Origin of the sequence: Colwellia psychrerythraea (genome assembly GCF_000764185.1) — a bacterium.
Classification (GTDB): Bacteria; Pseudomonadota; Gammaproteobacteria; order Enterobacterales; family Alteromonadaceae; genus Colwellia; species Colwellia psychrerythraea_B.
Window position 1 is genome coordinate 197,687 of sequence record NZ_JQEC01000004.1, and the last position, 21,955, is coordinate 219,641.

Genomic DNA, 21,955 nt, shown 5'->3' on the forward strand with positions numbered 1-21,955 from the left:
AATCCTAAATAATCGGTGGACGGATAAAGGTATTTGCTGAGCTTCTTTGATAATCTGCACCAGCAAAAAGTTTTTGTGAAGCGATATTCTCTGGCAGTACAGTGGCATTAATTTTAAATGTCGGGTGGAGCCTATCAAGGCTGGATAATGCTTTTTTTGCAATGCCACGACCATGGTAAGCCGGGCTGATAAATATTGATATCAGGTATTCATTTACTCGAATATTTTCTAACCGAATAACACCAACAGCCTGTTTGTTGATTAAGAGTTCAATAATGTAGAAAAAATCGCATTGATTAACTAATTGTTTAGACATCCATTTTTTATGCTCTGTCCACGATGGGACCTCTGAATTTAGTGAAAACTGACGAGTCTTAGGATGCGATTGCCATTCATAAACTTGTTCTATATCCATTGTCTTGGCTTGGCGTAGTTTTAATGTATTGTCGGCGTTATTAACTAGTTGTTCGACCTGACTTATCACCCTTTTTAGACCTAAACCATCACACAGTGATTTACTTGCATTGTGGAACTTAGTCCAGTGGACGTTTAACTCAGATATTGCCGCGGGTAATTTATCAGCAATGTCTTCAAGTACCACTTTGATTGCTGCTTGTGCTTGGACAAGGCTCTGACTTATGTCTTTTTGGTTTTCAGCTAGAGGAATAATAATACTAGGGATGCCAATACATGCACGCTCCCATGACGTTGAACCAGGTGCACCAATAGCTATAGTGTGCTTTGTCATTAACCGAGCCATATCATCAATAAAATCAATATGGGTAACCCAATCACTATTTTGTAAACTAAAGTTTTTAACTTGTTGATAATGTGGTGCTTTAAAATTAAGTAATACAGTAACTTGAGGGTGAGGAAGTGGCGACTGTTTTAATGTTTGGAGTACTTTATGGGTGGCATTTGGCTGATCAACTCCGCCCATGCTGAGTAAAATACGGGTGGAACGTTCGTTATGGATTTTGTTGCAAGCCATCCCTCGATAGACAGCAAATATAGGAGCCAGTAGAGCAAACTTACACCCGGCCAAAATCTTCGCATTTGGGTTTCTTATACGGTAATTTTTTTCGGTGCGCATTAACGTTTGATCGAGAATTAAATCGGCGTGATGCGTTCGGCTCAGGTCGTCTATGGAGAATAACTTACAATTAAGTTGCTTCTGTACATATTCTTCCCACTCCTCGTTGATACCGTAGTGATCCACTATCACTAAGTCAATACTATCAACACATTCAAGTAAACTCTGTGCATCTTCCAGCCAAGAAACCTGAAGCCATGCTGAATAATCAGCATCGCTTTTTGGTATCAACCACTGCTTAGGTTGTTCAAGTTGGTAAACATTAAAGCCTTTACTTTCTATAAAGTCTATCATATCGCCATGTTGTGGGCGTGAAGCAAAGCTAACATTGTGTCTTTTCTTTTTTAATCCTTTTGCCAGCACCAAGCAGCGCATAACATGTCCGCTTCCTATATAAGATGATGCATCGGTACGAATCATAATATTCATTTTATTCTCTAACCTAAGTTAAACAACATCTCAGCAAGCCGCCAGTCATCGGGGGTATCGATGTCCTTTACTTGTGTGATGGGTAAAATGATAGGTTTTGAGGTGTCGCCAAAAATAGGGGTTTTAAGTAAAAATGAGGATACGCTACCCCAATAAAATTGTCCCGCGTCGTGATAGGCTTGTTCTAGATCTTGGGAGCGACTATTAAAATGTTCAGGCTGGAACATTTCAACGTGACCGTTAGTTGAAAGTTTAAATGCCCTCTGAATAGGGTATGAAAACTCGGTAGCACTAAAAACATAGTCTAATCTTGATGCGTTAAAAATTGCTAAACCCTCAGATAATTTATCGCTAGAAATTAAAGGCGCTGTGGCGTATATGCAGCATATTTTTGTATTTTTAGGTAAATTTAGCTCGGTAATAGCGTGTGCAATAACATCAAGCGTTGACGCATAATCGTCTGAGATATTATCAGGTCTGGTAAAGGGAACTTCAGCACCATATTGTTTAGCAACGCTGGCTATTTCACTATCATCAGTAGAAACTATTATCCGTTCAAAACAACCCGATTTTTTTGCAGCTTCAATAGAATAGGCAATCATCGGTTTGCCGCAAAAATCTTTTATATTTTTACGAGGAATGCGTTTGCTACCACCTCGGGCAGGAATAATGGCTATATTCATAGTAAAACATCCTTAAGCGCCTGAACCACAGTTTCTTGTTGCTCATCGGTCATTTTATGAAACAGTGGAATACTAATCGCTTGTTCGTAGTATTCTTCAGCGATTGGAAATTGTCCTGCTCTAAACCCTAATGCCTGATAGTAAGGCTGAATGTGTATAGGGATATAATGTAAGTTTACGCCAATTTTTTTTACACGTAGGGTGTCAAAAATTTGTTTATGAGTAAGCTTGGTCTCAGCTAGCTTGAGTTTGATGATATAAAGGTGGCGTGCGGAATAACTGTCTTTAATCTGTTTTGGTAAGATAATGGGTAAATCACCTAATATATCATCATAACGTTTGGCAAGTCGGTTACGATCATCAACAAATTCAGCGAGTCTTGTTAATTGGCTAACCCCTAACGCTGCTTGTATTTCGGTCATACGGTAGTTAAAGCCCAACTCTATTTGTTGATAGTACCAAGCACCATGGCTTGGCTCTGTCATAAAATCATCGTCGCGAGTAATGCCGTGGCTTCTAAGTAATGCCATTTTTTGCGCTAACTTGATAGTGTTTGTAGTAGCAACACCACCTTCGGCCGTTGTAATGATTTTTACGGGGTGAAAGCTAAATACCGTTATATCGCTATATTCACAATTACCTATTGGTTTACCTTGGTATTTTCCACCGATGGCATGTGAAGCATCTTCAATGATAGAGAAGCCATATGTTTTACTTAGTGCATGGATCTTCTCCATATCGCACGGTTGACCACATAAGTGAACCGGAATAACGATAGTAGGTAAAGGCAAATTATGCTGTTGAGCATAGGATAACTTTTTTTCTAGCTCACTCGCGCTTAAATTATAGGTACTAGGGTCAATATCAACAAAGTCTACGTCAGCGCCACAATATAAAGCACAGTTCGCGGTTGCTACAAATGAAATCGGCGTGGTCCATATTACGTCGCCTTGAGACAGTCCTAAAGCTAAACATGCTAAATGCAATGCTGATGTTGCAGAGTTTACTGCAATGGCATGATTAGCCTGTGTAGCGGATTTTATTTTTTTTTCAAATAACGGAACTTGCGGCCCTTGAGTTAAAAAATCAGATTTTAAAACCTTAATTACCGAGTCAATATCTTGTTGTGAAATAGCCTGTTTACCGTAGGGAATCATTGGTCTGCCATTTGATTAAACGCTAATAATTGTTCGTTAGTTAAAAAGTCAGGGTTATTTTTGGAATTATATTCAAAGCCGGGTGATACAGGACGGCCTGTTTCCATAAGGGCATTTGCGGTAAAATCATTGCTACGGCTATAAAACTTAATACTTGGAGCTATCACAAAATGGTCGTCATATTCAAAGGTATGATAAGAGTCGTCATCAGGACACATTATTTCATGTAACTTCTCGCCAGGCCTAATACCAATGATTTTTATTGGTAAATTAGGAGCCATCGCTTTAGCTAAATCCATTATTCTCATGGACGGTATTTTAGGAACAAAAATTTCTCCTCCTAACATACGTTCAAAGTTTTTTAAGACAAAATCTACACCGCCTTGCAAAGTGATCCAAAAACGAGTCATCTCATTATGGGTAACAGGTATTTCATTTGCACCTTCATTAATTAATTTGTCAAAAAATGGCACTACTGATCCACGTGAACCAACAACATTGCCGTAACGTACTACTGAAAATGTGGTGTTATGACCACCTGAAATATTATTAGCAGCAACAAAAAGTTTATCAGATACAAGTTTTGTTGCGCCATATAAATTAATAGGATTGGCAGCTTTATCAGTTGATAGGGCAATTACTTTTTCTACATTATTTGCAAGGGCCGCAGATATTACATTTTCGGCACCATTAATATTGGTTTTAATACACTCCATAGGATTGTATTCTGCCGCCGGTACCTGTTTTAGTGCAGCAGCATGGATAACAAAATCAACGCCATTCAGCGCTTGAGTCAATCGTTCTTTATCTCTCACATCACCAATAAAATATCGCATGCAGGTCTGATTGAAATCTTGCTGCATTTCAAACTGTTTTAGTTCATCTCTAGAATATATGATGATCTTATTTGGGCTGTATCTTTGTAATAGTGTTTTGACATATTTTTTTCCAAAAGAACCAGTTCCACCAGTGATGAGAATGTTTTTATTGTTGAACATTACTTTAGATCCCTTTTGGGTTATTTAATCAATGATTATATATGTTTAGATTAAGCACATAATATACCAATTTAATATTTAATTGGATATAGAGTATTAGAACACGGTTATGCACAGGTAATAAATTAATAAAAAGAATGACTAGTATAATACTCAGTTCAGATAGCACTTTGCTTTTTGCTAAAGGTATTACTCTGCGAGGAATTAAGGAGGTATTTTATTTTGCAAACATCTTTAGCTTAATTTTGAATGGGGTTAATACTCTTTTGAGTAAACATGGCTTTTTTACTGTTATTCAAAGTAAACCCGCAATCTTATTATAAAGGTTGGTCGCTTCATTATGGGTTAGGTTTCCTGTAGCTTTTGCTTTACCTATGCTTGAACTGATTCTAATCACTTCATTAGCAATACCTTCAATACTTTTTGATGACTCAACTTGTATTTCTTTTTGTTGTTTTTCAAGTCCGAGCTTTGATATCTCTACAATATCTTTAGCATAAACACCTAAATCAGGCTTTAGCGGTTTTTCTCTGTCAATTTTTTCCGAACTAGGCATAAACGCGCGCTGTATCGTACTACTTGCCGTCAATGGATTTGCAATTGACATAAGATACTCCAGAATTATTCAATAAAGTTAGCCATAGGGCACTTTATTTTGTTAATGGCTTAAGTATAGTTTGTGTTGTACAAAAATTAAACGTATACGTTCTGGGCTTAGTTCAGGGGGGGGTTCTATAAATAGTTTGTCAAAGATATAAAAAAATTAAAATGTGACTATCTCTTTTTATAGATGTTTTTGGCATTGAGCTTTTGGATTAATACTGCTGATAAGTTTTCGCTACTTTTTTACTTTTTTTTAGCCTTAATACATGTTCAGCTAATATTTGCTTGCACGCTTGAGATTCATTTGATAATTCTTTATCAAGTGCAACCATTTCATTTAATAAGGTAAGCTCAACTGTTATTTCGTTGGTTGTTTTTTGTTTAAATAAAGAACGAATTAGTTTATCTCTTTTTGACATTAACTCTGTCAGCTTATTATCTATTTTTGAGCTACCAGTATTAGACTCATCGTTATAAGGTTCATTGGTAATGGTTGTGTTTTCTTGGTTATTTTTTTGCACCGTAAGTATCTGCGACAGAAGCTGCCGCGATACTTCATTTATTATTTCAAGTAATTGCTTAGTATTATTAGGCACTAAAAGCTAACCTGAGTTTGATTTTCTAGTGGGATAGAATCCCAACCGGCCTTAATCGGCAGAAGAATTTGAATGATTTCTTCTAACTTGTCAACATTGTTATCGGCACTAGCCGCAAGTAATTGCTCTGAGCAAAAGGTATAAAGTGATGCTAAGTTATTTGAGATTTCACCTCCTTTTTCAAAGTCTAACGATCCTTCTAAAACACCAATGATAGCGATAGCATTAGATATCTCGCCACCTTTTTTTGCGAAATCATTTTGTGATATAGCACCTTTCGCGGTAGCGATATTCCCTAATAATTTTTGAAATAACATAGCAACCAACTGATAAGGTGAAGCCTGCTCAGCAGTACTCATATTAGTTTGTTGGTACTTTTTAAGTGATGCATGTGTCATAGACACCTCCAATATTTCTATAGTTTAAGTATAGAAAATTAATAAAATTGAAACAATAGATTTAGTTATAACTAAGCTAATGGTTGATTATTAACGGTTACGGCAAAGCCTTCTTTCTCAGCTTTTTGGAAAGCTTGTTGCAATACCTTATGAGTGATCTCTTTTATATTATTAACAACGCCATTATTTAATACTTCAATATTATCCCAACCGCGAGTGACTAAATATTCTTCTATTTGTGTGAGTTGCTGTTCAAATGGCATCTCCCTTGAGAACATATTAAACTCATGTCGAGTACCTTTTGTGAACTCTTGCTTATCACGCATTAATTCAGCAGTGCCTTTTATGATCAACATTTCATTATCCTACTTTACTAAAATATGGTTATACACTTACTATCATCTATTATGCTTTTTTTATGCCACTTATGATTATAATAATTAAGTGTACTTTATCTATTTGATTTTACTTGTTTTAAACTTTGTTTTTTTGATTTTATTTATCGGGTAAGCGTTAATCAATTATTTGTTTAAGTTACTTTAACTACTTATATCAACTTTTTGACATGTTCATTAGGATACCGTTTTGCTCATGAAGAGCCTTTTATTAATGAATATAAGTGTTGTATTGATGTTTAGAATACTCATTGAAAATGGGTCTTGCATTTTAATATCTCTTTATCGGCAAAGGACTAAATACCTTTACTTTATTTGTATTAAACTAATTAGGTAGGAATGGATGAAATTGTAGTCTATGACAAATAAATGACTATTAGGCGTCAACTTTTTGTTGCTTAAATTTAATTTACGGCTAAGATTGCTACTGTCGCTATAAAACGACATTAAAAATAATAAGTTAGCATTAGCAGTGAAGAATCAGTTATGAATGAAACAGCAACATTAATTGGCCACAAGCAAATTTTAGTGGTAGATAATGACGCAGCGAGAAGTCAGCAGCTTAGTACGGTACTTGCCTTTGTCGGTGAGCATTTTATTCATTGCCCACAAGAGCAAGCGATAGGAAAGCTCAAGGATCATAGTCATATTCTTACGGTAATATTAACCGGCAATGTTAGTAGTGACTGTGCTAATTTAATTAAAGCTTACCCCAGTGTGCCTTTTATTCTTCATGATGTATTAGATACCGATGAGTTAGCGACAAATATTAATGTTATAGGTACGCTTTTCTCTCCCCTTAACTATGCCCAGCTGACCGAGCTTATTCATCATTGTCATCAATACCATAATAAATTACCACGCAGTGGCATGAAGCCTGGTAGCAGTGCCTTATTTCGCTCCCTAGTCGGCAGTAGTGAACTTATGGCGCAAGTACGATTTTTAATTGAACAAGTAGCGAAAACCCCGGCCAGTGTTTTAGTACTTGGTGAATCAGGTACGGGTAAAGAAGTGGTCGCGCGTAATATTCATAATTTATCTGAGCGCGCTAAAGCGCCTTTTGTACCACTCAATTGTGGTGCAATTCCTGCCGAGTTATTAGAGAGTGAGTTATTTGGTCATGAGAAAGGTGCTTTTACCGGTGCGATATCTACCCGTAAAGGGCGTTTTGAACTAGCAGAAGGAGGCACACTTTTTTTAGATGAAATTGGTGATATGCCTCAACCTATGCAAGTTAAACTGTTGCGAGTTCTACAAGAGCGGACCTTCGAGCGTGTTGGTGGTAGTAAAAGCATTAAAGCTGATGTGCGTATTATTGCAGCGACTCATCAAGATTTAGAAGAAATGATCAAAGAGGGCAGTTTTAGGGAAGACTTATTTTACCGTTTGAATGTTTTTCCAATAGAAACCCCAGCGCTACGTGAAAGAAAAGAAGATATCCCACTGTTATTGAAGGAAATACTGACTCGTTTTGAACACGAGCAAGATAAAACTGTACGTTTTACTGAAAAAGCGATTGAGTCACTAATGGAACATCCTTGGGCTGGAAATGTTCGAGAGTTATCAAATTTAATTGAACGTATGTTGATAATGTTTGGTGAACAAATTGTTGATGTCGCTGAGTTACCTTATAAATACCAGCATATTGATGCAGACGTTTATAATCCTGAATACCCAGAAGAATTACAAGAGCAAGACGCTATAAATGAACTTTTTTCTGGTTTTGATTATGAAGATGATGAAAGTAGCGAAGATGCATTAGTTGACATTAATAGTGCTGTTGAGAAAGTAGCTGTAACTGATTCTACATTATTACCCAGTGACGGCTTAAATTTAAAAGAGCATCTTGCTGATCTTGAAGTATCTTTAATCAAGCAGTCTTTAAATAAACATGACTATGTTGTTGCTAGAGCTGCTGAAACCCTCGGCATGAGAAGAACAACCTTAGTAGAAAAAATGCGTAAATATAATCTACAAAAACCGAGCGAATAACTTCTATAACATTTAATATAAGGTCAATAGATTGACGGGTTGCTTTCATATACATACCTCGGAATAAAAGTTAACTAAATGATTTTAAAATGAAAAATAATGGCATAGTAAATGCTTTATAAGTACTAGATAGTTTTTTGAGTACCTATGTATGGCACAAGTTATGGCACAAGCAATACCTACCTCAGGCTCGTCAATGAGAGAGCGAAGCGCAAATTCAGTATTTAACTCTGCTAATATTGCACGGGAGAATAAGCCTTCTTTACTTGAGCAAGAAGGATTTCCTGGTGAGTTAGCTGCTTTAAGAGCGCAAGTAACTCAAAATAAAGCACATCGACTTTCCCCACTTGCAGTGTCAAATGTTAGCTCCTTTCAAACTTCGATTGCAGATAAACCAAGCGTAAATGATAGTTTGTTAGCAGATCAGCTAATAGAGGTCATGCCAACTGGCTTAGTAATGCTTGATGGTAATGGTATTGTGGTGAAGATAAACCAAGTAGCGAGAAACCTACTTGATGAGCCTATACTGGGCCAACCTTGGTTTAACGTTATCGCTCGCTCATTTAATCCACGGGAAGATGATTGGCACGAGATTTCACTTAAAGATGGTCGTCGAGTCAAGTTAGAAATTACCAGTTTAGGCGCACAGCCTGGTCAGCTAATCATGATAACTGACTTAACCGAAACACGTTTATTACAAGATAAGTTAGCGCAAATGCAGCGCCTTTCATCACTGGGGAAAATGGTATCTACCCTTGCTCATCAAATTCGTACTCCTCTATCTGCAGCTATATTGTATGGCGAAAACTTAGCAAGTGCTAAATTAGCGGAAACGGCTCGCCTTAAGTTTCAAAGTAAACTCAATGATCGCTTGCACGATTTAGAGCAGCAAGTAAATGATATGTTACTGTTTTCTAAAAGCGGTAAGGAGCAAGTTGTTGCTCCTCTAGCCGTAAATGAGTTAATTGATGATACGGTTGCTTCAATGGATGCACTGTTAACTAAAGCAGGGGTTAAAGTCAAAATTCAGCTATCGGGCAGTGATCTTCATATTTTAGCGAATAAAAGTGCCTTAACAGGGGCTATTCAAAATTTATTGCACAACGCCTTACAAGCCATAAGCACATTGTCAGCTAGTAATGGTGCGAGTGCCGTTCAACCTTTGATTAATATCCAAGTGTATAGTCAAGGCAGTCAGTTATACCTTAGCGTTAAGGACAATGGTCCAGGAATTGACGCTAAGATTATCGACAAAATTTTTCAACCATTTTATACCTCCAGCAGCAAAGGCACTGGGCTAGGTTTATCTGTTGTTAAATCAGTGGTGAATGCTCATCAAGGTGAGGTTAGCTTGCTAAACCAAACTGATACAGGCGCACACTTTGTTATTACCTTGCCTTTATTAGAGCAGGGTAATGTGATGGGTAATACCCTAATGGGAGAGAGCTAATGACTACACATAAAATTCTGATTGTTGAAGATGATGCGGGTTTACGTGAAGCTTTGGTGGATACTCTATCATTAGCAGGTTATGACTGTGTTGAGGCTGATTCTGGTGAGGCGGCCTTATTAGAGTTGAAAAAACAACAAGTTGATATTGTTATTAGTGATGTTCAAATGGGCGGTATGTCAGGCTTGTCTTTACTTAAAAGTATTAAGAGTCAGCACACGAATTTACCCGTGTTATTAATGACAGCGTACGGCACTATTGATGATGCTGTACAAGCTATGCAAGATGGCGCTTGTAACTATATTGCCAAACCATTTGCACCACAAGTACTTCTTAATATGGTCAGCCAATACATTCCGCTAAAAACGGTTAATAAAAAGGATCCGATTGTCGCAGACAAGCGTTCGTTAGATTTACTTGTTTTAGCTAAAAAAGTGGCTAGTACTGCTGCATCTGTAATGATTTTGGGCCCAAGTGGCTCAGGAAAAGAAGTGCTAGCGCAATACGTACACAATCACTCTAAACGAAGTGCTCAGCCCTTTATCGCTATTAACTGTGCAGCAATCCCTGAAAATATGCTGGAAGCAACATTATTTGGCTATGAAAAAGGCGCTTTTACCGGTGCAATTCAGGCTTGTCCAGGAAAATTTGAACAGGCTCAAGGCGGTACTATTTTACTTGATGAAATAACCGAAATGGACTTAAGTCTACAAGCAAAAATTTTGCGGGTGCTACAAGAGCGTGAAGTAGAGCGTTTAGGCGGTAGAAAGACAATAAGTCTTGATGTTCGTGTTATTGCTACGAGTAACCGGGATTTGAAAGCCGCGGTAAAGGACGGCCTATTTAGAGAAGACTTATACTATCGCTTGAACGTTTTTCCGCTTTCGTGGTTACCGCTAGCTCAGCGGGTCGATGATATATTTGTGCTTGCACAACATTTAGTTGCCCGTCATTGTCAAAATAATGGCGATAATATTCCTGAGTTTACAGCTGCCGCGCGCAGTAAGCTTAATGCTTACCACTGGCCTGGCAATGTTCGTGAATTAGATAATGTTATTCAACGAGCACTAATCTTACATACCGATCAGCTTATTGATGCCGGCGACTTACTGATTGAGAATTTCGATACCGCATTATTAACAGAGCCTGAAGACGTTAGTTGTAGTGATGATAAACTTGGCAGTGAACTTAAATTGCAAGAGCATCAGATTATTCTTGATACCTTGCATGCTTGTCAGGGAAGCCGCAAAGCTGTTGCTGAACGTTTAGGTATAAGCCCACGTACTTTACGTTATAAAATTGCGAAAATGCGTGATTCAGGCATAGAGATTCCGGCCTAAAATATATTACCTTTTATTACTAATATTTCTTAAGTTATAACCCTTTTCATTTGATGTATCTCAAGCAAAGTAAAGTTAATATTAAATTATTTTTTGTTTTGCTTGGTCGTATCTCCCACCATTTTTAAACTAAATAACGCTTTGGCACTATGCTTGCAACCTCACTGATAACCCTTGTATAACGTAAAAAAATTGACAAAAGTGAGCGCACCATGGATATCAAAAGCAACTCTCTCTATAGCCAAATGCAAAATATGTCACTACAAGCTATGGGTAATAAATTACCTCCAGTTGGCACTGATGCCATGGGTGTTAATGGTCTTGCAGACAACGGTATTGGTAAGGTTAACGATTCAACGAGTAACTTTGGCAGTATGCTTACCGATGCGTTAAAAAGTGTTAATGAATTACAGAAAGAATCAGGTGATAAAAAAAGAGCATTCGAAATGGGCGACTCTAACGTTACACTTGCAGAGGTTATGATTGCTTCATCTAAATCAGGTATCGCTTTGGATGCTACCGTGCAAATACGAAATAAATTTGTTGAAGCATATAAAGAAATAATGAGCATGCCAGTCTAATTTAGTAGGTCTAAATGTAACAATAGCTTCTTACTTTCAATCGTAATAGCTAGCTATTTCTTATTTAAGTGCCTTGTCCTTGATGGTTTATCCTCAACTAAATAACAGAATTATAGGTATTACTCGTCAATAAAATACCTTATAAAAACAGTACAATGGAGAAGTAAAGTGGCAGATACAAACGCAATGGTTACAGCAGATGGTGGTGATATACTTGCCAGCGAAGCTGACAGCGCGGGAATGGGAGAGCAAAAGTCAGGATTTGCTGCCTCGTTAGGCAATGTTGATATATTAAGACAAATTACCATCGTTGTAGCCTTAACTATTTGTTTGGCTATTGCGGTATTTGTTATCATGTTGGCTAATGAACCCGAGTATCGATTCTTGTCGAAGTTACCTACCAAGCAGCTGATTACTACTATGGACTTCCTTGATGCTAATCAAGTGGAGTACCGTCAAGAAAACAACACCATTTCAGTACCTACCGATGAATATCAAAACATTAAATTATTATTGGCTCGCGAAGGCTTAACTGATGAACCTTCACAAGGTGAAGATATTCTAATGAAAGATATGGGCTTTGGCGTTAGCCAACGTCTTGAACGAGAAAGATTAAAATATGGCCGAGAGCAACAACTTGCTAAAGCAGTAGAGCAGTTACAAAGTATTAGCCGTGCTAAAGTTTTACTGGCCATCCCACGTGAAAATATTTTTGCTCGTCGCGAAAAGAACCCTTCAGCTACTGTTGTATTGACGATGAGTCGAGGTAAGATATTATCTGACGAAGAGGTTGATGCAGTTGTTGATATTATAGCATCGGCAGTACAAGGCTTAATCCCAAACCGCGTTACGGTTACCGATCAAAATGGCCGACTTCTTAATTCTGGTTCGCAAAATTCTATTTCATCTCGTTCACGTAAAGAGTTTGAAATTGAGCAAAAGCGCGAACAAGAGTACATGAATAAAATTGATAGTATTCTTATTCCAGTGGTTGGACTTGGTAACTATACCGCGCAAGTGGATGTTACCATGGACTTTACCAATGTAGAGGAAACACAGCGCCGTTATAACGCCGACTTACCAGCATTGCGCAGTGAAATGACTGTTGAAACCAGCAATATAGGTGGTGCATTAGGCGGTATTCCAGGTGCGTTAACTAACCAGCCACCGGTAGAGTCAGTAATACCTGAAGATGCTGTTGGCGGTCAAAAGAAAAGTATGCCAAGTCGTAAGCATTCAGAGTCGACTAAAAATTATGAGCTAGATGAAGCAATTAGTCATACCAAGCAACAGGCGGGTATAATCAGACGGGTAAGTGTTTCAGTGGCGCTTGATTATGTTGCTGGTGCTACGACCGCTCCTGCTGAAGGAACTGCAGATTCTACTACACCGGCTATAGCACCGCGTTCGGCTGCTGAGCTTGCTAGTATTCGTCGATTATTACAAGGCAGTGTTGGTTTTGATCTACAGCGTGGTGATGTTTTAGAAGTAGTTACTATTCCATTTAATCGCCCAGATTTTGGTGTAGCGGTAGAACTACCTATTTGGCAACAACCATGGTTTGTTAAAGTACTAAAATTAGTACTAGGTGCTTTGGTTATTATTATTTTGATTTTAGCGGTTGTTCGCCCTATGCTGAAACGTCTAATTTACCCAGATCAAACGCCAGATGATTATGGTGATAAGTCACTAGATAGTCATATTGATTTAGGTGATGAAACCATGGACATGTTAACTTCAGATTTTGATGCTGGCTCAGTAGGTTTTGCACCAGATGGCAGTTTACAGTTACCTGATCTTCATCGAGATGAAGATGTATTAAAAGCGGTTCGTGCCTTAGTCGCAAATGAGCCAGAATTATCATCGCAAGTAGTGAAAAGTTGGTTGAACGAAGATGAGTGATGAACAAGAAGTCGGCGAATTAGCCGCAGCCCCAGTAGGCTTTGATGTAGACAAATTAGAAGGTGCTGAAAAAGCGGCAATCTTATTGCTTAGCTTATCTGAAGAGGATGCGGCACAAATTTTAAAGCACCTTGAACCAAAGCAAGTACAGCAAGTGGGTACTGTTATGGCGGCAATGCAGGATTTTACTCAAGAAAAAATCACTGCCGTGCACAAACTGTTTATTCATGAAATACAAAACTTCTCTACTATTGGCTTCCAAAGTGAAGAATTTGTCCGAAAAGCGTTAACAGCAGCATTGGGTGAAGATAAAGCGGGTAATTTAATTGACCAAATCGTTATGGGTGGAGGCGCTAAGGGCTTAGATTCATTGAAGTGGATGGACTCGAAACAAGTAGCCAATATCATTCGTAATGAGCATCCTCAAATTCAAACTATTGTTTTATCATACCTTGAACCAGAGCAGTCAGCTGAGATCATGGGTCAATTCACTGATAAAGTTCGTTTAGATTTAATGATGCGTATTGCCAATTTAGAAGAAGTCCAACCGGCCGCCTTGCAAGAACTAAATGAGATTATGGAGAAACAGTTCGCTGGTCAAGCCGGTGCACAAGCAGCTAAAATGGGTGGATTAAAAGCGGCAGCTGATATTATGAACTACCTAGAGAGTAATGTTGAAGGTATGTTGATGGACTCAATCCGTGAAAACGATGAAGAAATGAGTCAGCAAATTCAAGACTTAATGTTTGTCTTTGAAAACCTTGCCGATGTTGATGACCGTGGCATGCAAGCAATCTTACGTGAAGTACAACAAGAAGCCTTAATGAAAGCGATAAAAGGCACTGATGAAGCATTAAAAGATAAGATAATGAGTAATATGTCTAAACGTGCCGCGGAAATGATGGCTGATGATTTAGAAGCGATGGGACCGGTTCGCATCAGCGAAGTGGAAGCTGCGCAAAAAGAGATATTGTCAGTTGCTAGGCGGTTATCTGACGCCGGTGAAATTATGCTTGGCGGCGGCGGCGGCGGCGATGAGTTTTTATAATATGAGATTAGCATAGAGTCGTTAAGGGGATATTAATGTCAAAAGTACCAATCCGTATAATAAAAGCGTCGTCAGAGGGGGCCACAGATGTTTGGGATTTACCCAATGTCCAAGGGCAACTGAGTCAACAAGATAAAAATAAAACTAATGCCTTCGGAAAAAAAAGTAATTGGGTTTACGAACCTCCAGAGCCCCAAGAAGCAGAGCCTCAACCACTAACCGCTCAAGAAATTGAAGACATTCGATTAGCTGCCAGCGAAGAAGGTTTTAATCAAGGCAAAGAAGAAGGTTTTACTAAAGGTTATGAAGAAGGAAAAACTAAAGGGCTTGAAGAAGGGAAACTGCAAGGTATTGAAAAAGGTACTGAGCAAGGGTTAACTGAAGGAAAGGAACAAATTGACCAACAAAGTGCTAACTGGGAAAACTTAATTACACAATTACACCAACCACTAGCTAGTGTTGAAAAAAATGTCGAAGAGCAGCTGCTGAATTTGGTTTTACAGTTAACAGAAGCTGTAGTATTGCATGAAGCTAAAACTAATCCTGATATTTTAATGACGGCAATCACGACAGGCATTAAAAGTTTGCCTAGTAATGACGCACAAACACAAATATGTTTAAATCCAAGCGACATTAAATTAGTAGAAGCTCAATTTGGCGGGGAACATATTGCCCAGCAAGGTTGGCGTTTATTACCTGCACCTCAATTACCTCAAGGTAGTTGTCAAATAGAAAACAGCACCTCAAATATCGACTTGCAAATGAAAGCAAGGTTAAAGCAAGTGCTCGAACCTTTCTTGCAGGAAGCTTTACATCAAAGTTCCTAACCTATTAGAGTTTGATACTTTTTAGTTTGAAATTTTTATTTTAAGGTAAACCAATCTATGGTTGATAGCTCACGTTTAACTGAACGCTTTAAAAACAGTCAACAATTTATTCATGATTTCAAAGCTCCAGTTGCCGGCCGCTTAGTGCGTGTAGTAGGCTTAACACTTGAGGCTGTTGGCGTCAAAGCACATGTTGGTAGTCAGTGCCTAGTCGAAACTGCGCATGGCGATTTACTGGCTGAAGTTGTTGGCTTTGCTCAAGATATTACCTATTTAATGCCAGAAGAAAGCCTGCGTGGCGTTATGCCAGGCGCGCGAGTCCTGCCCATTTCTAGTAAAGCAAAAATACCTTTATCTATGGACTTACTCGGCCGAGTAATTAATGGTGTTGGCAAACCACTTGATGGTAAAGGGCCGATAAAGTCAGATAACGATTATCATGCTGATAACAAACCAATGAACCCATTATCCCGCCGAGCAATTACTGAAGTACTTGATGTTGGTGTTCGTTCGATCAATAGCTTTATCAGTATTGGTAAAGGTCAGCGCATGGGGCTTTTTGCCGGCTCAGGTGTGGGTAAAAGTGTACTTATGGGGATGATGACTCGTGGTACAACGGCCGATGTGGTCGTTGTTGGTTTAGTTGGTGAGCGTGGTCGTGAAGTAAAAGAATTTATTGAAGAAATTTTAGGAGAAGAAGGTCTTAAACGGGCGGTAGTAGTCGCAGCACCAGCAGATAACTCACCGCTAATGCGTCTTAAAGGTTGTGAAACAGCAGTACAAATTAGTGAGTACTTTCGTGATCAAGGTTTAAATGTACTGCTATTACTTGATTCCTTAACGCGTTATGCCCAAGCACAGCGTGAAATTGCCTTAGCAGTAGGTGAGCCGCCAGCAACTAAAGGTTATCCGCCGTCAGTGTTTTCAAAGTTACCTCAGCTTGTTGAGCGTGCTGGCAATGGCGGCGAAGGACAAGGTTCGATAACCGCATTTTATACAGTGTTAACTGAAGGTGATGATTTACAAGACCCTATTGCCGATGCTGCGCGCGCTATTTTAGATGGACATGTGGTGTTATCTCGAGAGTTAGCGGATGCTGGGCACTACCCCGCAGTAAATATTGAAGGCTCTATTTCACGGGTTATGCCTATGGTAACAAGTGACGACCATCAAGAATTAGCCAAACAGTTAAAACAAATGTATGCCCTTTATCAGCAAAACAAAGATCTTATCGCTATCGGTGCTTATACCAAGGGTAACGACCCGCGTATTGATCAGGCAATTAATGTATTGCCAGTGATTAACTTCTTTTTACAACAAAAAATTAATGAAGTTATCCCTTATGATCAAAGCATTGCCCAGCTACAAGAAATTATTGCTGCCGCACATGCCCATAATCAACAGCAAACACAGGGCTAGACTTAATACAGATCTAAAATATCTATTAAAAGTTCGACTTAAAGAGTACTTATTATGGCAACGAAGCAACTTGACACAATCTTAAAATATGAGCTAGACAACGAAAAACGCTGTGCCGATCAATTGAAAGTTGCCGAAAATGAATATCAACAAAATATTACCCGCTTGCAGGGGGTTGCCGACTACCGCTTAGAATATATGAAACGATTAAGTCAACGAGCAGAGCAGGGCTTAGATAGCGCGACTTACAGTCATTATCATGCCTTTATCGCCAAACTTGATACCGCTTCAGCGCAGGTGGAAATAGCTATGCGACAAGCCAAGGCACTGGTTGAGCAAAGTAAAAGTATCTGGCTTAAACAACGACAAAAAGTAAAAGCGGTTGAGTTATTACGCGATAAACGCTTGAAAAAAATAGCTGTCGCAGCAGATAGAGCAGAACAAAAAATGTTTGATGAAATAGCCACACAGCAATACATTCGTCGACCTGTGCGTTAGTCGTCTTCCAACAAAATAAGTTTAAAACTTAGTAACTGGAATGATTATTGCTCTATTTCTCTAATAGATAATTAATAAAGTGCTATTAAATAGCTACAACAGCGAATATCTAAATACACTCAGGCGATTAACAGCAAAGCAGTGCCGTGATAATTTTATTATTTTAGCTAAATTCAACTATTGGGATGACTATGCAGCCAGTAAATGTGTTACCTACTTTTATATCGCAAGATACTGATTCAAAAGCTAAAGATTATTTAGGCTCTTCTGATGGGCAGGATAAAGATGATGGCTTTTCGCGCTTAGTTGAACAACATGTTAGTGAAGAAAGTAAAACAACCATTAATAAATATTCCCAAGAACAAGTGACATCAACGACGGCAAATAATGGTAATACTATTGCTGAAAGCGACAAAAATGACACGGGTGAACTAAGTGGCCGCCAAGAAAGTGACTCGTCGGCTCAAGATAGTACTGGCGATGAAGGTAATACCAACCCAGAAAGTGCTGAGAATACTTCCTCAAATAACGCCCAAGAAAACACAAGTGATAGTGAAAACTCTCCTAACAATGAAGCATTAACGGAGTCTGAACAGTTTATTTCTCTGCTTTATAATAGCGATCAGACGTTAACGAATACACTTGATAGGTCAAAGCAGTCCGATCAAGTAAAAACAGCCAACTCTGCTAATAAGCAAACAGTGGTGGTTGATACTGAGGATGTTGTTGAAACTAGAGGTAAAGTTAATCAATACGGTGTAGAGGCTAATGAAAATGGCAAATCAAATGGTCGAAACTCTGCAGAGATGACCTTTGATCATAAGCTTAAGGCCTTTTCAAAAGATGAGTTACTTATCCGAGCACAGTTAAAAGAAGGTGCTGTAACCCAGCAAGCTAGCGGTCAAGTGCTAAAAGATTATCAACAATCATTGCAGTCACAGCAGAGTCTTGTTAAAAATCAAAGTATTACTAGCGAGAAGTTAATGAATACTCAGCGGGTAAATGGACAGCTTAATAATAAAATATCTGATTTAGCTCCAAGTATTTCACCAGCAAGTAAAAGCCAATTTACTGAGCAAGTAGATTCTGGGTTATACCAGCTCCCTGTTGAGCCTATTGGTAAGGGAGAATTAATGGATGAAGAAGTACCCACTTTACTAAAAGAGCTGGCGACTAAAAGTAATAGTCAATTGGCAACAGATGTAAGTGACAAGGTAAAAATTGCAGAGAGTAAAATCGCTAAAAATGCTGTGGAGGCGGTAAATAACAAAACCAGCAAGAGTGAGCCAAAAACTGCACAGGTTAGTAATGTTAGTGATTTGCAACCAGGTAAAGCCAATATAGATAAAGTCATAACAGAGCGAAATTCAGCTGTCTCTCTTTTGGCCGAAAACATAACCAAGGCCCAGTCTGTGCAAGGACAGGAAAAGCAGCCAGTGATGAGCAGTGCACAAGTGCAGGCATTACAACAAGCTCAGGCGCAACAAAAAACTCAATCGATAGTTAGCGAAACAGAGTCGGTAGAAAATGCTGGTGAGGACTTTATAGATGCTATGTTAATGGCTGAAGATACACCATTAGAGCAGAGCGTCAAAACAGTCAGTAAGCTTGATAATACAGCCACTCGATCGGTAGCTGAGGCACAAGCACTATCGATACAAGCCACACAAAACAAGCAAAGTAATGATGCCTATAGTGAACATCAAGTTTCTGAAGTGCTTAATCATAATGTTGCTAGCGATATTGCTCAGATCCAAAAAAGCAATGTTCAACTTCAGCAAGAAACCATTGCCATCTTTAGAAAAGATTTTGCCGATGCAGTAAAAGATAAAGTGATGATAATGATCAATCAGAAATTACAACAATTTGATATTACCCTTGATCCCCCTGAATTTGGCAATATGCAGGTACGTGTTAATTTACAAGGTGAGCAAGCAGCAGTTAATTTCGTCGTACAAAACCAGCAAGCTAAGGAAGCGCTAGAGGAAAATATGCACAAATTAAAAGAAATGCTTGCTGAGCAAGGTGTTGATGTTGGTGGCGCAAATGTTGAGCAACAAAGTCAGCAACAAAGTAATGATGAAAATAATATGAAGCAAAATAATGATAACGCATCATTGTTAGCTAGCGAAAATGAAGGCGCGGATAATGTCGAACATGTTTTATCGGCTCGGTTGTTCGATTCTTCTGCAACTGGCGTAGATTACTATGCTTAATTGGCTAAAATGAAGTTAAGTTGATGAAAACACATTGGCTCAAAGACTATTCAAGGATATAGTCTAACAATAAATACTATGTCATTCATTAGTCACTATTAATTTGATTGTTTTGGCGGTAAATCTAAAGGATTCTCATGGCAGACGAAAAAGAAAATGCTAAAGAAGGTGAGTTGGAGCTAGACAACTCAGGTAAAAAGAAAAAGATGATAATCATCATAATTGCCGTGGTAGTTTTACTCGGTGGTGCTGGGGCTGGTTATTTCTTCTTTATGGGGGGCAGTGACAAAGCCACAAGTCAAACAGATATTGATGCTGCGTTAGACAGTGATTCAGGTGAGGCTGCAGCGCCTGAAGTAGATGCCGGTGCACAATTAGGTTCCGCCTTGTATGTACCAATGCCAAGACCCTTTCGTTTCAATGTACCAGGTGCTGCACGCGATCGTTTTGTCGAAATACGTGTACAACTATTAGTTCGTGGTGGCGATAATGAAGAAAATGCAAAAATGCATATTCCATTAATTGAAAGTACTTTGCTGGGAGTATTCTCTCAAGCCAATGCCGATGACTTGGCAACTAGTGCTGGAAAAACCTCTTTAAAACAGAAATCACTAGCTGCAGTACAGAAAATAATGACAGATATAGAAGGTGATAAAACCATAGAGAAAGTTCTCTTCACAGGTTTTGTCATGCAGTAGTTAAGTTTGCATGCCTGTAGAAGCTAACAATATTAAAGTCATGCTAACTTAACGTTTAAATAGATACTTAAATAGAAAATTATAAAGAGACTATCGAGTGAGTGATTTATTATCCCAAGACGAGATTGATGCCTTATTACATGGCGTTGATGATGTTGAAGAAGAAGAAGAAGTTGAGGATGTCGTGCAATCGAAAGATGGCACCTCTGATTATGACTTCTCTTCACAGGATCGTATTGTCCGTGGCCGAATGCCTACCTTGGAAATGGTCAACGAACGTTTTGCTCGCCATATGCGTATTAGTTTATTCAACATGATGCGCCGAACAGCTGAAGTTTCTATTAATGGTATTCAAATGATTAAGTTTGGTGAGTACATACATACCCTGTTTGTCCCCACTAGTTTGAATATGGTACGTTTTCGTCCGTTAAAAGGTACTGCGTTAATCACTATGGAAGCTCGTTTGGTATTTATCCTTGTTGATAACTTTTTTGGTGGTGATGGTCGTTATCATGCCAAAATAGAAGGCCGCGAATTTACCCCGACAGAGCGCCGAATAATTCAAATGTTGCTAAAGCTTATTTTTGAAGATTACAAAGAAGCTTGGTCACCCGTTATGGATGTCTCTTTTGAATACTTAGACTCAGAAGTTAACCCTTCAATGGCCAATATTGTTAGCCCTACGGAAGTGGTTGTTATCAGCTCTTTTCATATTGAATTAGATGGTGGTGGTGGTGATTTTCACATTGCGTTACCTTATTCGATGCTCGAGCCTATTCGTGAACTGTTAGATGCCGGCGTACAAAGTGATAAAGAAGACACTGATATGCGTTGGTCAAAGGCATTACGCGATGAAATAATGGGTGTGCACGTAAATATTAATACTAAGTTTATTGAGGTTGATCTTCCATTAAGTCAAATCATGGAATTGCAAGCTGGGGATATTATCCCTATTGAAATGCCAGAGCATATTACTGTACTCATTGAAGACTTACCCACGTTTAGAGCTAAGTTAGGGCGAAGCCGAGATAATATAGCTTTGAAAATTGAATCTAAAATTAGACGACCTGAATCGGCCAAGTCTGAATTAACTATTTTAACTAAAGGTGGTAAACGCCTTGATAGTGATGCAGAGCTGCATCTGCTCGAAGACGACTTATAAGCTGTTTTGGGAATAAAATAAGTCTAAATATTTGAATAAAATTATAAATTGAGGCCAGTGGTATGAGTAACGATAAAGACGAAGACCTGAGTATGTGGGATGAGGCGCTAGATGAGCAAGCCGAAGCAAGAGTCGCAGGTGAAGGTGCAGAAACGGTTGAACTTGAAGAGTTAACCGAGGATGAGGCGCCGATTACCGGAGAGGAAAAGCGTAAACTAGATGCTATCTTAGATATTCCAGTAACCATTTCTATGGAAGTTGGCCGCAGTAATATCAGTATTCGTAATTTATTGCAATTGAACCAAGGTTCAGTGGTTGAATTAGACCGGGTAGCGGGTGAGTCACTCGATGTTTTAGTTAATGGCACTTTAATTGCTCATGGTGAAGTGGTTGTGGTTAATGATAAGTTCGGTATTCGGTTGACCGACGTTGTTAGCCAAGTAGAACGTATTAAAAAATTAAAGTAGCTC

21 protein-coding genes are annotated in these 21,955 nt (G+C 38.7%); 13 read left to right on the forward strand and 8 right to left on the reverse strand.

Going from position 1 to position 21,955, the window contains the following annotated elements; translation table 11 throughout:
- Window positions 1–4: 4 nt before the first annotated feature.
- From pseG to GAB14E_RS19345, 8 genes are all read right to left on the reverse strand, one after another.
- Entirely contained in the window at window positions 5–1,522 is a 1,518-nt protein-coding gene (gene pseG, locus GAB14E_RS19380; RefSeq protein ID WP_033080769.1) for a UDP-2,4-diacetamido-2,4,6-trideoxy-beta-L-altropyranose hydrolase, read from the reverse strand.
- A gap of 8 nt (window positions 1,523–1,530) precedes the next feature.
- A complete protein-coding gene (gene pseF / locus GAB14E_RS19375; RefSeq protein ID WP_033080770.1) occupies window positions 1,531–2,205 on the reverse strand; it encodes a pseudaminic acid cytidylyltransferase in 675 nt (224 codons plus the stop codon).
- The gene (gene pseC / locus GAB14E_RS19370; RefSeq protein WP_033080771.1) at window positions 2,202–3,362 is read right to left on the reverse strand and encodes a UDP-4-amino-4,6-dideoxy-N-acetyl-beta-L-altrosamine transaminase; all 1,161 of its coding nucleotides are present in this window, start codon (window positions 3,360–3,362) and stop codon (window positions 2,202–2,204) included. The genes pseF and pseC overlap by 4 nt, the downstream gene beginning before the upstream one ends.
- Window positions 3,359–4,360, reverse strand: a complete 1,002-nt coding sequence (gene pseB / locus GAB14E_RS19365) for a UDP-N-acetylglucosamine 4,6-dehydratase (inverting) (RefSeq protein WP_033080772.1) — start codon at window positions 4,358–4,360, stop codon at window positions 3,359–3,361. The genes pseC and pseB overlap by 4 nt, the downstream gene beginning before the upstream one ends.
- A 295-nt stretch (window positions 4,361–4,655) precedes the next feature.
- Window positions 4,656–4,967 carry a hypothetical protein gene (locus tag GAB14E_RS19360; RefSeq protein ID WP_033080773.1) on the reverse strand — a complete coding sequence of 104 codons (312 nt, stop codon included), beginning with the start codon at window positions 4,965–4,967 and terminating at the stop codon, window positions 4,656–4,658.
- A gap of 208 nt (window positions 4,968–5,175) precedes the next feature.
- Entirely contained in the window at window positions 5,176–5,559 is a 384-nt protein-coding gene (locus GAB14E_RS19355) for a hypothetical protein (protein WP_033080774.1), read from the reverse strand.
- On the reverse strand, window positions 5,559–5,957 hold the full coding sequence (gene fliS, locus GAB14E_RS19350; RefSeq protein ID WP_033080775.1) for a flagellar export chaperone FliS: 399 nt from the start codon (window positions 5,955–5,957) through the stop codon (window positions 5,559–5,561). Before fliS ends, GAB14E_RS19355 begins: the two co-directional genes overlap by 1 nt.
- 71 nt (window positions 5,958–6,028) lie before the next feature.
- Window positions 6,029–6,313, reverse strand: a complete 285-nt coding sequence (locus GAB14E_RS19345; protein WP_033080776.1) for a hypothetical protein — start codon at window positions 6,311–6,313, stop codon at window positions 6,029–6,031.
- A gap of 525 nt (window positions 6,314–6,838) precedes the next feature.
- Here GAB14E_RS19345 and GAB14E_RS19340 point away from each other — a divergent pair.
- From GAB14E_RS19340 to fliN, 13 genes are all read left to right on the forward strand, one after another.
- On the forward strand, window positions 6,839–8,344 hold the full coding sequence (locus GAB14E_RS19340; protein ID WP_052093437.1) for a sigma-54 interaction domain-containing protein: 1,506 nt from the start codon (window positions 6,839–6,841) through the stop codon (window positions 8,342–8,344).
- A gap of 163 nt (window positions 8,345–8,507) precedes the next feature.
- Window positions 8,508–9,794 (forward strand): sensor histidine kinase, encoded by a 1,287-nt coding sequence (locus GAB14E_RS19335; RefSeq protein WP_231561972.1) that lies wholly within the window; start codon window positions 8,508–8,510, stop codon window positions 9,792–9,794.
- Window positions 9,794–11,134, forward strand: coding sequence for a sigma-54-dependent transcriptional regulator (locus GAB14E_RS19330; RefSeq protein ID WP_033080778.1), 1,341 nt, complete (start codon window positions 9,794–9,796; stop codon window positions 11,132–11,134). The genes GAB14E_RS19335 and GAB14E_RS19330 overlap by 1 nt, the downstream gene beginning before the upstream one ends.
- A 212-nt stretch (window positions 11,135–11,346) precedes the next feature.
- Window positions 11,347–11,715: a flagellar hook-basal body complex protein FliE gene (gene fliE, locus GAB14E_RS19325; protein WP_033080779.1), complete on the forward strand. Its 369-nt coding sequence runs from the start codon at window positions 11,347–11,349 to the stop codon at window positions 11,713–11,715.
- Window positions 11,716–11,901: 186 nt separating this feature from the next.
- Entirely contained in the window at window positions 11,902–13,617 is a 1,716-nt protein-coding gene (gene fliF / locus GAB14E_RS19320; RefSeq protein ID WP_033080891.1) for a flagellar basal-body MS-ring/collar protein FliF, read from the forward strand.
- Window positions 13,610–14,665 carry a flagellar motor switch protein FliG gene (gene fliG / locus GAB14E_RS19315; RefSeq protein ID WP_033080780.1) on the forward strand — a complete coding sequence of 352 codons (1,056 nt, stop codon included), beginning with the start codon at window positions 13,610–13,612 and terminating at the stop codon, window positions 14,663–14,665. The genes fliF and fliG overlap by 8 nt, the downstream gene beginning before the upstream one ends.
- A gap of 35 nt (window positions 14,666–14,700) precedes the next feature.
- Window positions 14,701–15,492, forward strand: a complete 792-nt coding sequence (gene fliH, locus GAB14E_RS19310; protein WP_052093439.1) for a flagellar assembly protein FliH — start codon at window positions 14,701–14,703, stop codon at window positions 15,490–15,492.
- Window positions 15,493–15,549: 57 nt separating this feature from the next.
- Window positions 15,550–16,911 carry a flagellar protein export ATPase FliI gene (gene fliI, locus GAB14E_RS19305; RefSeq protein WP_033080781.1) on the forward strand — a complete coding sequence of 454 codons (1,362 nt, stop codon included), beginning with the start codon at window positions 15,550–15,552 and terminating at the stop codon, window positions 16,909–16,911.
- 54 nt (window positions 16,912–16,965) lie between these two features.
- Entirely contained in the window at window positions 16,966–17,409 is a 444-nt protein-coding gene (gene fliJ / locus GAB14E_RS19300) for a flagellar export protein FliJ (RefSeq protein WP_033080782.1), read from the forward strand.
- 191 nt (window positions 17,410–17,600) lie between these two features.
- Window positions 17,601–19,625, forward strand: a complete 2,025-nt coding sequence (locus GAB14E_RS19295; RefSeq protein WP_033080783.1) for a flagellar hook-length control protein FliK — start codon at window positions 17,601–17,603, stop codon at window positions 19,623–19,625.
- 137 nt (window positions 19,626–19,762) lie between these two features.
- On the forward strand, window positions 19,763–20,323 hold the full coding sequence (fliL, locus tag GAB14E_RS19290; protein ID WP_033080784.1) for a flagellar basal body-associated protein FliL: 561 nt from the start codon (window positions 19,763–19,765) through the stop codon (window positions 20,321–20,323).
- A 97-nt stretch (window positions 20,324–20,420) separates the two neighbouring features.
- The gene (gene fliM, locus GAB14E_RS19285) at window positions 20,421–21,485 is read left to right on the forward strand and encodes a flagellar motor switch protein FliM (protein ID WP_033080785.1); all 1,065 of its coding nucleotides are present in this window, start codon (window positions 20,421–20,423) and stop codon (window positions 21,483–21,485) included.
- Window positions 21,486–21,547: 62 nt separating this feature from the next.
- Entirely contained in the window at window positions 21,548–21,952 is a 405-nt protein-coding gene (gene fliN, locus GAB14E_RS19280) for a flagellar motor switch protein FliN (RefSeq protein WP_033080786.1), read from the forward strand.
- The last annotated feature ends 3 nt before the right edge of the window (window positions 21,953–21,955 follow it).